Origin of the sequence: Streptomyces sp. NPDC060198, from assembly GCF_042728415.1 — a bacterium.
In the GTDB taxonomy this organism is placed as follows: Bacteria; Actinomycetota; Actinomycetes; order Streptomycetales; family Streptomycetaceae; genus Streptomyces.
This window is the reverse complement of the sequence record NZ_JBHWZJ010000244.1, coordinates 1-10954: the sequence shown is the minus strand read 5'-3', so window position 1 is coordinate 10954 and position 10954 is coordinate 1. Positions and strand designations below refer to the sequence as shown.

Here is a 10954-nt window from a genome sequence, read left to right as displayed (position 1 = left end):
CGCCCGTCCTGCGACGACGGGCGGCAGCGGCGCTCTCTCAGGTGCCGCGAGGCGGTCCTCAGACCTCCAGATCGGACTCGATCCGCTTCAGCTGGTGGCGGGCCATCGCGAGGTTGGCGCGGTTGGCGTCGAGGACGAGGTAGAGGAAGAGCCCGTTGCTGCCACGGGTCTTGAGCAGCCGGATCAGGTGGTACTGACCGCTCAGCGTGATCAGGATGTCCTCGATCTCCTCCTTGAGGCCGAGGTGCTCCATGGTGCGCAGCTTGGCGCGGACGACGTCGGTGTTTCCGGCAGCCGCGACTTCGAGGTTGAAGTCCTTGCCGCCGCCGAGGGTGCCCAGAGCCATGCCGCTGGTGTAGTCGACGAGAGCGACACCGAGGGTTCCCTCGATGGACGTCATCGCTTCCTTGAGCGCGGTTTCGGTGTTGGCCATGAGTGCTCGTTTCCTTTCCCTGACCGGTCGGGACGACCGGATCCTCTTCTGTGTGATGGTTCTGTTCCTGGCTGTGGAGTGTGGGGGCGCCCCGGCCCGGTCCGGCCGCCCTACACGGGGCGTTGCGGCAGTGCGCGGTTCTGCGGGGGACGGGCCGGCGGCGGGGGCGGGGTCCGCTCGACGCGGTCCAGGGCGGAGTCGACGAGTTCCCCGACCCGGGCGCTCGCCCTGCGGCCTTCCAGGTGGAGGCGGCCGACGTTGATGCGGTCCTCGGCGAGCAGTGTCAGTACGGCGGAGGAGCCCGCGGCGTACGTCGCGATGTAACCGGACTCGCCCCGGACCAGGAGTTCGCGGAAGCCGGCGCGGCCGGTCGCCTCCGTCATCCTGATCGCGACGCCGAGCGCGGCGGCCGTCAGGGCGGCGACCCCTTCCGCCTCCACGCCCGGGGTGTCGTGGGCCAGCACCAGACCGTCGGTACTGGCGGCCAGCGCACCGCCGATGAGGGGCACCCGGGCCCGTAGCCGCTGGAGTTCGTCGAGGACGTCCTGCAGTTCAGCCTCGGGCACCATCAGCTGTCTCCTCCCGGCACGCTGTCTGAGCGCGCGTATCACAAGGCCTCCAATGCATCTCGGAGCCGGCGCAGCAGAGCGACGTCCGGGTCGGACGTGACATCGGGGAGCGCGATCCGGCCGGGCGCGGCCGCCCCCGGCAGCACCTGTTTACGGACGGGCTCGACGAGTCCGGCGGCGGCGAGCCTCCGCAGGTCGACCAGCGTGTGGAAGGCCGAACGGCCCAGGACCTGCGCGATGTCGGAGGCCGTCCGTACGCCGTCGACCAGCTCCAGGACGTGCCGCTGGCGCGACGGCACCGGGGCGTCCATGGGGTGCGCGGCGCGTACGAGGGGGGAGCTGTCGGTCAGGGCGTCCGGCCAGATCCGGTCCAGCAGCTCCCGGCGCCGGAGCGTCTCGCGCTCGACGGCGCCCACGGCGACGGGCCGGACGGGCCCGATCCAGTGGGACACGCCGTACCGGAACCTGGTCGGGGTACGCGTGGGGGCGAGGACGAAGAAGGCGGCGTCGTAGAGCGCGCCCAGGTGGCACAACTCCAGTGCCCCGCCCGGAACATGGCCGCTGTCGACCAGGTAGCGGCCGACCCGCTGCCCGGCCCCCGCCTGGGCCACCGCGTCCCACCAGCGTTCGTGGCGCAGGGCCCCGCCCGTGGTGAGCAGGACGTCGATGCCGGGGGTGGACGGGCTCTCCGCGTGCACCACCTTCCCGTCGGCGAGGTAGAGCGTGCCGCGGTCGCGCATCAGGGCACCGGTGGCCCGTTCGGCGGCGAGCCGCTGGAGCATCGGCGACAGGACGGCTGCCTGGTCCACCTCGGGGGCGGTCGTCCTGATGCTCACGCCAGGACCAGCCGCTCGGCCAGCTCGCCCAGGCGTATCCGGGCCAGGGCGAGGTTGCCGTCGGTCCGGTCCAGCCAGAGATGGAGGAAGACGCTGCTGTCGAAGACCGTCTCCACGAAGCGGATCACGTGGTACCCGGTGTGCGTCGTGATGATGACGTCCTCCACCGGAAGTCCGCCGCGGCCGTTCCCGTCCGTCCGCCCGTCGGTGTACGGGCTGAGGGTGAAAGCGGGTTGCTCGGCAGCCATCCGGGCCACCTCGGCGGTCTCCGCGGCGGTGGCCTCGTGGTCGCCGTTGGGCGAGTCGCCGATGGTGCCGAGGGCGAGGCCGCTCGTCCAGTCGACGACCGCGGCGCCCCGGGCTCCGGGCAGCCTCATGACTTCGAGCAGGCACTCGTCGATTCCCGGCACCGCGGCTTCCCCTCCAGGCAATGGTGTACGGAGCTGTGAGCTTGAGGCTACGCACCGTGGCTGGCCCCGGGTGGTGGTTTGGCATTTTCCAGTGGTACATGCGGCAGGCCACGTAAGGGAATTGAGGAGAAGGTGTGGGGGAGAAGTCTGACAAAGGGACGGTTGTGGACGGAAGGCCGGACGGATGATTGATCGGTCTGTTCCGGTTCTCAGCGGTATCCGCCTCTTTGTGTCCGAAGGGTGCGGAGACAAAAGTTGTTGGTGTCCAAAAAGCGCCGATTGGCTTGAACGTTGCAGAGTCCGTCCGACCGGCTTCCGTGTGTCACGTGTCAGCTTTTTCCGGCCGGTCCAGGGTCGCTGCGCTCTCGCCGGGAACTCGGCCGGTGCTCCTCCGGCGGGCCCCTCGGGCGCCCCTGCGCACCCCTCCGGCGCCATTCGCCGTACGGCTCCGGCGCGTCCCTCCGGGTGTGTCCGGCACCCACCGTTGACTAGAACTATTCATCACACCAGGATGTGAATGGATGATGCGCGGCCGGGACCCCGCAGGCCCTGCCGTAAATCTCCCGGGCCGCCGGGCCCGGGACGCACGCCGGGAGCACGAGGAGGCGCACCATGTCAGGACCCCGGCCCGTCAGGGCCGCGCGCGGCACCGAACTGAGCACCCTGGGCTGGCAGCAGGAGGCCGCCCTGCGCATGCTCCAGAACAATCTGGACCCCGAGGTCGCCGAACACCCCGACAAGCTGGTCGTCTACGGCGGCACCGGCAAGGCGGCCCGCGACTGGCGCAGTTACGACGCCATGGTCCGCACGCTCCGCACCCTCAAGCAGGACGAGACGATGCTCGTCCAGTCCGGCCGCCCGGTCGGCGTGATGCAGACCCACGAGTGGGCCCCACGGGTGCTGCTCGCCAACTCCAACCTGGTGGGCGACTGGGCGAACTGGGAGGAGTTCCGCCGTCTGGAGGCGCTCGGCCTCACCATGTACGGCCAGATGACCGCGGGTTCCTGGATCTACATCGGCACCCAGGGCATCCTCCAGGGCACCTACGAGACCTTCGCCGCGGTCGCCGCCAAGAGGTTCGGCGGCACCCTCGCCGGGACCATCACCCTCACCGCCGGACTCGGCGGCATGGGCGGCGCCCAGCCGCTCGCCGTCACCATGAACGACGGCGTCGCGATCTGCGTGGACTGCGACCCGCGCGCCATCGAGCGCCGGATCGAACACCGCTACCTCGACGTACGGGCGGACAGCGTGGCGCACGCCCTCGCACTCGCCACCGAGGCCCGCGACGCCCGCAGGCCGCTCTCGATCGGACTGCTCGGCAACGCGGCCGAGATCCTGCCCGAACTGCTCGCCGCCGGCGCGCCCATCGACATCGTCACCGACCAGACCAGCGCCCACGACCCGCTGGCGTACCTGCCGCTCGGCGTCGAGTTCGACGCGATGGCCGCGTACGCCACCGAGAAGCCCGCCGACTTCACCCGCAGGGCCCGCGAGTCGATGGCCCGGCACGTGGAGGCGATGGTCGGTTTCATGGACGCCGGGGCCGAGGTCTTCGACTACGGCAACTCCATCCGGGGCGAGGCCAAGCTCGCCGGGTACGAACGGGCCTTCGACTTCCCCGGCTTCGTCCCCGCCTACATCCGGCCGCTCTTCTGCGAGGGCAAGGGACCGTTCCGCTGGGCGGCCCTCTCCGGGGAGGCCTCCGACATCCACCGCACCGACCGGGCGATGCTCGACCTCTTCCCGGAGAACGAGTCGCTGCGCCGCTGGATCGAACTCGCCGGTGAGCGCGTCCACTTCCAGGGCCTGCCCGCCCGGATCTGCTGGCTCGGCTACGGCGAACGCGACAGGGCGGGGGAACGCTTCAACGACATGGTCGCGAGCGGTGAACTCGCCGCCCCCCTCGTCATCGGCCGCGACCACCTGGACTGCGGCTCGGTGGCCTCCCCGTACCGGGAGACCGAGGCGATGCTCGACGGCTCGGACGCCATCGCCGACTGGCCCCTGCTGAACGCCATGGTCAACGTCGCCTCCGGGGCGTCCTGGGTCTCGATCCACCACGGCGGCGGGGTCGGCATGGGCCGCTCCCTGCACGCCGGGCAGGTCACCGTCGCGGACGGCACCCCGCTGGCCGGGGAGAAGATCCGCCGGGTGCTCACCAACGACCCGGGCATGGGCGTCATCCGCCACGTCGACGCCGGGTACGAAGGCGCCGAACGGGTCGCCGGGGAGAAGGGGGTCCGTGTCCCCATGCGCGAGGGCGACGGTGCGGACGAGGGCTTCACGGCCGACGCGGACGCCCCGGGGGAGACCGGCACCGCTACCGGCCCGGACGCCCGATGACCGGCCGGGACGGCGCGTCGTCCTTCCAGGAGATGTGGCGGGAGCTCGCCCCGCTCGGCCGCCACCCCGCCTCCGGCGGCTACCGCCGCTACGCCTGGACGGAGGCGGACGCCGACTGCCGGGCGTGGTTCCGCGACCGGGCGCGGGCGTGCGGGCTCGTCCACGAGACCGACCGCAACGGCAACCAGTGGGCCTGGCTCGGCGACCCCCGTGCGGGGGACGCCGTCGTCACCGGCTCGCACCTGGACTCCGTACCGGACGGCGGCGCTTTCGACGGGCCCCTCGGGGTGGTCTCCGCCTTCGCCGCGCTCGACGAACTCCGGCACCGGGGAGCGGAGTTCACGCGCCCACTGGGGATCGTCAACTTCGGCGACGAGGAGGGCGCCCGCTTCGGACTCGCCTGCACCGGCTCCCGGCTGACGGCCGGCCGGCTCACCCGCGAGCAGGCGCACCGGCTCACCGACGCCGGGGGCACCACCCTGCCCCGCGCGATGGAGGCCGCCGGGTACGACCCCGACGCGATCGGCCCGGACCCCGAACGCCTCGCCCGGATCGGCGCGTTCGTCGAACTCCACGTCGAGCAGGGGCGGTCCCTGGACCGTACCGGCGACCCCGTCGGGATCGCCTCCGCCATCTGGCCGCACGGCCGGTGGCGGTACGACTTCCGGGGCGAGGCCAACCACGCCGGGACCACCCTCCTCGCCGACCGCCGCGACCCGATGCTGCCCTACGCCGAGACCGTCCTCGCCGCCCGACGGGAGGCCGGACTCGCCGGAGCCCTGGCCACCTTCGGCAAGGTCGCCGTCGAGCCCAACGGGGTCAACGCCGTGCCGTCCCTCGTCCGGGGCTGGCTCGACTCGCGCGCCGCCGACGCCGCCGGCCTCGACACCGTCACCGCCGCCGTCGAGCGGGCCGCCCGGGAGTACGCCGGACGGGCGGGCGTCGAGCTGGAGGTCGTACGCGAGTCGTTCACGCCCGTGGTCGAGTTCCAGCACGCCCTGCGCGACGAACTCGCCCGCCTGCTGGGCGGTGACCGGCCGGACCGCCCGGGGCGGCCCGTCCCCTCCCTCGCCACGGGGGCAGGACACGACGCGGGTATTTTGTCCGCTTCCGTGCCGACCGCCATGCTGTTCGTACGGAACCCCACCGGTGTCTCCCACTCGCCGGCCGAGCACGCCACCGAGCAGGACTGCGCGGCCGGGGTCGCCGCACTCGCCGACGTACTGGAGGGTCTCGCATGCAGGTGACGACGTACTGGCTCTCCCACGCCTGGCTCGGCACCCACGTCGAACCGGGAGTCGCCCTCGACGTCGCGGACGGGCGGATCACCGCCGTCCGCACCGGCGCCGCGACCCCGCCGCCCGGCGGAGTCGTGCTGCGCGGCCTCACCCTGCCGGGGCTGGCGAACACCCACTCGCACGCCTTCCACCGGGCCCTGCGCTCCACCACGCAGGTGGGCTCGGGGACCTTCTGGACCTGGCGGGAGCGGATGTACCGGATCTCCGCAAAGCTCACGCCGGACAGCTACCACGCCCTCGCCCGCGCCACCTACGCCGAGATGGCCCTCGCGGGCATCACCGCGGTCGGCGAGTTCCACTATCTGCACCACGGCCCCGGCGGCACCCCCTACGACAACCCGAACGCGATGGGCGAGGCGCTCATCGCCGCCGCCGACGAGGCCGGCATCCGCATCACCCTGCTCGACACCGCCTACCTCGCGGCCGGGTTCGGCAAGGAACCCGACCGGCACCAGCTCCGCTTCTCCGACACCACCGCGGACGCCTGGGCGGAACGCGCCGCCGCGCTCCGGAGCGGCGGCCACGCCCTGATCGGCGCCGCCATCCACTCCGTCCGGGCCGTCCCGGCCGACCAGCTGGAGACCGTCGCCCAGTGGGCCGCCGACCGCGCCGCCCCGCTCCACGTCCATCTCTCCGAGCAGACCGCGGAGAACGAAGCCTGCCTCGCCGCCCACGGCCGGACCCCCGCCCGGCTCCTCGCCGACCACGGCGTCCTCGGCCCCCGCACCACCGGCATCCACCACACCCACCTCACCGACGCGGACATCGCACTGATCGGCGCCTCCGGCACCGGCACCTGCATGTGCCCCACCACCGAACGGGACCTCGCCGACGGCATCGGCCCCGCCGTCGCCCTGCACCGCGCGGGCTCCCCGGTCTCCCTCGGCAGCGACAGCCACGCCGTGATCGACCTCTTCGAGGAGGCGCGCGCGATGGAGCTCAACGAGCGGCTGCGGACGAACATCCGGGGCCACTGGACGGCCGCCGCCCTGCTCCGCGCGGCCTCCGCCACCGGCCACGCGGCCCTCGGCAGGCCGGAGGGCGGCAGCATCGTCGCCGGAGCCCCGGCCGACCTGACGACCGTCGCCATGGACTCCGTCAGGACCGCCGGGCCGGTGGACCGGCTGGCCGCCGAGGCCGCCGTCTTCGCGGCGACCGCCGCGGACGTGCGCCACACCGTGGTGGCGGGGCGCCACCTGGTGCGCGACGGTCGGCACACCCTGATCGAGGACGTGCCCGCCGCGCTCGCCGACGCCATCGCCGCCCTGCGCGACTGACACCCGCGCGACTGACACCCGCGCGACTGACACCTGCGCGACTGACACCCACGAGGCCCGACCCGGAACGCGACTGGAGCAGCCCCCGATGACGAGCACCGTCCTCACCCACATCTCCGGCCTGGTCACCAACGACCCCGGCCAGGGAGACGGCACCCCGCTGGGCCTGATCCGGGACGCGGCCGTCGTCATCGACGGCGACCGCGTCGCCTGGACCGGCGAGTCCCACGCGGCACCGGCCGCCGACCGCACCGTCGACGCCGGGGGCCGGGCCGTGCTCCCGGGGTTCGTGGACTCCCACTCCCACCTGCTCTTCGCGGGCGACCGCACCGAGGAGTTCAACGCCCGGATGTCCGGGCGCCCGTACTCCGCCGGGGGCATCCGTACCACCGTCGCCGCCACTCGTGCCGCCACCGACGAGGAGCTCGCGGCCGGGCTCGTACGCCATCTCGACGAGGCGCTCCGCCAGGGCACCACCACCCTGGAGACCAAGTCCGGCTACGGCCTCACCGTCGCGGACGAGGCCCGCGCGCTGCGCCTGGCCGCCGGACTCACCGACGAACTCACCTTCCTCGGAGCCCATGTGGTGCCGCCCGAGTACGAGGACGACCCGGCCGGTTACGTCGCGCTGGTCACCGGCCCGATGCTCGACGCCTGCGCCCCCCACGCCAAGTGGATCGACGTCTTCTGCGAGCGGGGCGCCTTCGACGAGGACCAGGCCCGCGCGGTCCTCACCGCCGGGAAGGCCAAGGGCCTGCTGCCGAGGGTGCACGCCAACCAGCTCGGCCACGGACCCGGCGTGCGCCTCGCGGTGGAGCTGGACGCGGCCTCCGCCGATCACTGCACCCACCTCGACGACGCGGACGTCGACGCCCTCGCCACGGGGAACACCGTCGCCACCCTGCTGCCCGGGGCCGAGTTCTCCACCCGCGCCGAATGGCCGGACGCCCGGCGGCTGCTGGACGCGGGCGTCACCGTCGCCCTCTCCACCGACTGCAACCCGGGCTCGTCCTTCACCTCCTCGATGGCGTTCTGCGTCGCCCTCGCCGTACGGGACATGGGCATGACCCCCGACGAGGCGGTGTGGTCCGCCACCGCGGGCGGGGCCGCCGCCCTGCGCCGCGGTGACGTCGGCCGGATCGCCCCGGGCGCCCGCGCCGACCTGCTGATGCTCGACGCGCCCAGCCACGTCCACCTCGCCTACCGGCCGGGCGTCCCGCTGGCCGCCGGGGTCTGGCGGCGCGGCGTCCGCGTGGTGTGAGGAGCCTGCCGTCCCGTGAGGGGACGCACGGGTGGCCGCCCGAAAACTCCGGACGGCCACCCGCGAGGACTGCTCAGGACACGGTCACTCCTGCACGGTCAGCCCCTCGCGGAGCCGGACCAGCGTCCGCGAGAGCAGGCGGGAGACGTGCATCTGGGAGATCCCCAGCTCCTCGCCGATCTCGGACTGGGTGAGGTTGGTGACGAACCGCAGCGAGAGGATCAGACGGTCGCGCTCCGACAGCGAGGCGATCAAGGGCTTGAGGGACTCGACGTACTCGATCCCCTCCAAGCCGTGGTCCTCGTAGCCGATGCGGTCCGCCAGGGAGCCCTCGCTCTCGTGGTCGTCGTGCTGGGCGTCCAGCGAGCCCGCGCTGTAGGCGTTGCTCGCCGTCAGGCCCTCCGTGACCTCTTCGCGGGTCAGCCCGAGGTGCTCGGCGAGTTCGCCGGTGGTCGGCGCCCGGTCCAGCCGCTGCGACAGTTCGTCGCCCGCCTTGGCCAGGTCGATCCGCAGCTCCTGGAGGCGGCGCGGTACACGCACGGCCCAGCTGGTGTCGCGGAAGAAGCGCTTGATCTCACCGATGATCGTCGGCATGGCGAAGGTCGGGAACTCGACGCCCCGGCTCAGCTCGAACCGGTCGATCGCCTTGATCAGCCCGATGGTGCCGACCTGGACGATGTCCTCCATCGGTTCGCTGCGGGTACGGAACCGCGAGGCGGCGAACCTGACGAGGGCGAGGTTCAGCTCGACCAGGGTGTTGCGTACGTACGCGTGGGCGTGGGTGCCCTCCTCCAGGGTGTCGAGCCGCTCGAAGAGCGTCTTCGACAGCGCGCGGGCGTCGAGCGCTCCGACGGTCGCGGGGGAGGGGATCTCGGGAAGTCCTTCGAGGCCGTCGCCGATGGGGACCTCTTCGCCGGTGGGGGCCTTCTCGCCGGTGGGGGCGGCTGAGGTGGTGCCTGCGGCTGCGTCGCCGTCGGAGCTCTTGCGCGGGCCGGGCAGGGCGCCGGCGGCGGGGGAGTCGGAATTGGTCGGTCCCTGAGGACATGCCGACGCCGCGTCGTGGGTACGCGAACCGTCGAGCCGGGGTGACATGGTTCTCCTCCAGTGTCTCGGCATAGGACTGCCGAAGCCGTTCAGTGCTGCTGCGGTGAAGCGGCGCCTCCGAAGCCGGTAAGGGGTGGATGAAGCAGGTGTCCCTCTACCCTTACCTGCTCGGTGGCGGGAGTGACAAGCTCCAATTACGCGTTATGTCCGGTTTGTTGATATCTCCCGCTACCGCGGGAGGGACGGAACGCGTAATGTTTCGCGCATGTCCGCCAAGTGCGCGGACATCAGGAATGTGGGCGGCGGTCACGCCGCACAAGGCCCCACTGACCAACGGTGAAGAGGGACGGCATGGACCGCGGGACGGTCGGCAGTACGAACCGGGGAAGACTTCAGGTCGAGACCCGGACGGAGGGCGGCAGCGAGATCGTGACGCCGGTGGGTGAGCTCGATCACCACACCGCCGATCTGCTGCGTGAACCTCTGGAGAAGGCTGTCGAGCAGGGCCGGGTGCGCCTGGTCGTCGACTGCTCCGGGCTCGAGTTCTGCGACTCCACCGGGCTGAACGTCCTGCTCGGCGCACGACTCCAGGCGGAGGAGGCCGGCGGGGAGGTCCACCTGGCCGGCATGCGGCCCGTCGTCGCCAGGGTCTTCGAGATCACCGGCGCCGAGGCGGTCTTCACCGTCCACGCCACGGTCCAAGACGCCATGGGCACCTGAGGTGCCCCTCTCTCCACACCTCCGGCCGACCCGTGTGTCCCACACGTCACGCGATCTCCTGGCCGGAGCGGGTGTTGTCGAGGCCCCGCCGGGCAGGAGAAGGTCCGGCGGACCAGCAGGAGCCCGCACCCAAGAATCTGACCTGTATCTGTTCGATGGCGACACGGTGAATCGGTGAGGTGAAGCGCTGATGAGCACCACCCGGCAGCATCCGCCGGGCGGCCTCGGCCGCGAGCCGGACGGAGCGGACTCGTCCGCGGCCGTCCCGGCCGACCGGCAGTGGCGCACCCTCTCTCTGCGCGAGGCCACCGGCATCGTCCCGATGGCCCGTGACTTCGCACGACAGGCCCTGCACGAATGGGGCTGGCTGCCGGCCGAGGGCGCCGACCGCCGCGCCGCCGCCGAGGACGTCCTGCTGGTCGTCTCCGAGCTGGTCACCAATGCCTGCCTGCACGCCGGCGGGCCCGAGGAGCTCCGGATAGGAGCCACCTCCAAGGTGCTGCGGATCGAGGTCACCGACAACGGCGCCGGACAGCCGACGCCCCGTACCCCGCACCGGGCCGGACGGCCCGGCGGTCACGGCATGTTCATCGTGCAGCGGCTCTGTCTCGACTGGGGCGTGCTGCGCGTCCCCGAGGCACCCGGCAAGACCGTCTGGGCGGAGCTGGCCGCACCACCCGCGTAGCGGCGGCCCGGACCACGGAAACGACGGCGGGACGCAACCACGGAAACGGCGGAGGGCCGCCGCACCGATCACTCG

11 protein-coding genes are annotated in these 10954 nt (G+C 72.4%); 6 read left to right on the top strand and 5 right to left on the bottom strand.

What is annotated here, in order from left to right:
• Positions 1-58 precede the first annotated feature (58 nt).
• The 4 genes from ACFWEP_RS24730 to ACFWEP_RS24715 form a co-directional block, all read right to left on the bottom strand.
• Entirely contained in the window at positions 59-433 is a 375-nt protein-coding gene (locus tag ACFWEP_RS24730; RefSeq protein ID WP_387372982.1) for a hypothetical protein, read from the bottom strand.
• A gap of 110 nt (positions 434-543) precedes the next feature.
• Positions 544-1002, bottom strand: coding sequence for a roadblock/LC7 domain-containing protein (locus tag ACFWEP_RS24725; RefSeq protein ID WP_328721332.1), 459 nt, complete (start codon positions 1000-1002; stop codon positions 544-546).
• A 38-nt stretch (positions 1003-1040) separates the two neighbouring features.
• Entirely contained in the window at positions 1041-1784 is a 744-nt protein-coding gene (locus tag ACFWEP_RS24720) for a transcriptional regulator (protein WP_387372984.1), read from the bottom strand.
• 50 nt (positions 1785-1834) lie between these two features.
• On the bottom strand, positions 1835-2248 hold the full coding sequence (locus ACFWEP_RS24715; protein ID WP_328721334.1) for a hypothetical protein: 414 nt from the start codon (positions 2246-2248) through the stop codon (positions 1835-1837).
• Between the two features lie 612 nt (positions 2249-2860).
• On the opposite strand from ACFWEP_RS24715, the gene hutU reads away from it, so the two are divergent.
• From hutU to hutI, 4 genes are all read left to right on the top strand, one after another.
• On the top strand, positions 2861-4594 hold the full coding sequence (gene hutU, locus ACFWEP_RS24710; protein ID WP_387372979.1) for a urocanate hydratase: 1734 nt from the start codon (positions 2861-2863) through the stop codon (positions 4592-4594).
• Positions 4591-5841, top strand: coding sequence for an allantoate amidohydrolase (locus ACFWEP_RS24705; RefSeq protein WP_387372977.1), 1251 nt, complete (start codon positions 4591-4593; stop codon positions 5839-5841). The genes hutU and ACFWEP_RS24705 overlap by 4 nt, the downstream gene beginning before the upstream one ends.
• Complete coding sequence (locus ACFWEP_RS24700) at positions 5832-7169, top strand: formimidoylglutamate deiminase (RefSeq protein WP_387372975.1); 1338 nt, start codon at positions 5832-5834, stop codon at positions 7167-7169. Before ACFWEP_RS24705 ends, ACFWEP_RS24700 begins: the two co-directional genes overlap by 10 nt.
• An 88-nt stretch (positions 7170-7257) precedes the next feature.
• Complete coding sequence (gene hutI / locus ACFWEP_RS24695; protein ID WP_387372973.1) at positions 7258-8430, top strand: imidazolonepropionase; 1173 nt, start codon at positions 7258-7260, stop codon at positions 8428-8430.
• A gap of 84 nt (positions 8431-8514) precedes the next feature.
• Here hutI and ACFWEP_RS24690 read toward each other — a convergent pair whose 3' ends face one another.
• Positions 8515-9522 (bottom strand): RNA polymerase sigma factor SigF, encoded by a 1008-nt coding sequence (locus tag ACFWEP_RS24690; protein WP_387372971.1) that lies wholly within the window; start codon positions 9520-9522, stop codon positions 8515-8517.
• 303 nt (positions 9523-9825) lie between these two features.
• On the opposite strand from ACFWEP_RS24690, the gene ACFWEP_RS24685 reads away from it, so the two are divergent.
• On the top strand, positions 9826-10194 hold the full coding sequence (locus ACFWEP_RS24685; RefSeq protein WP_387372969.1) for an STAS domain-containing protein: 369 nt from the start codon (positions 9826-9828) through the stop codon (positions 10192-10194).
• Positions 10195-10384: 190 nt separating this feature from the next.
• Positions 10385-10879: an ATP-binding protein gene (locus ACFWEP_RS24680; RefSeq protein ID WP_387372967.1), complete on the top strand. Its 495-nt coding sequence runs from the start codon at positions 10385-10387 to the stop codon at positions 10877-10879.
• The last annotated feature ends 75 nt before the right edge of the window (positions 10880-10954 follow it).

Excerpts from the sequence above, each read along its gene's own strand:
- ACFWEP_RS24730 (WP_387372982.1), bottom strand. The coding sequence starts at position 433 with ATGGCCAACACCGAAACCGCGCTCAAGGAAGCGATGACGTCCATCGAG.
- ACFWEP_RS24725 (WP_328721332.1), bottom strand. The coding sequence starts at position 1,002 with ATGGTGCCCGAGGCTGAACTGCAGGACGTCCTCGACGAACTCCAGCGG.
- ACFWEP_RS24720 (WP_387372984.1), bottom strand. The coding sequence starts at position 1,784 with ATGCTCCAGCGGCTCGCCGCCGAACGGGCCACCGGTGCCCTGATGCGC.
- hutU (WP_387372979.1), top strand. The coding sequence starts at position 2,861 with ATGTCAGGACCCCGGCCCGTCAGGGCCGCGCGCGGCACCGAACTGAGC.
- ACFWEP_RS24705 (WP_387372977.1), top strand. The coding sequence starts at position 4,591 with ATGACCGGCCGGGACGGCGCGTCGTCCTTCCAGGAGATGTGGCGGGAG.
- ACFWEP_RS24700 (WP_387372975.1), top strand. The coding sequence starts at position 5,832 with ATGCAGGTGACGACGTACTGGCTCTCCCACGCCTGGCTCGGCACCCAC.
- hutI (WP_387372973.1), top strand. The coding sequence starts at position 7,258 with ATGACGAGCACCGTCCTCACCCACATCTCCGGCCTGGTCACCAACGAC.
- ACFWEP_RS24690 (WP_387372971.1), bottom strand. The coding sequence starts at position 9,522 with ATGTCACCCCGGCTCGACGGTTCGCGTACCCACGACGCGGCGTCGGCA.
- ACFWEP_RS24685 (WP_387372969.1), top strand. The coding sequence starts at position 9,826 with ATGGACCGCGGGACGGTCGGCAGTACGAACCGGGGAAGACTTCAGGTC.
- ACFWEP_RS24680 (WP_387372967.1), top strand. The coding sequence starts at position 10,385 with ATGAGCACCACCCGGCAGCATCCGCCGGGCGGCCTCGGCCGCGAGCCG.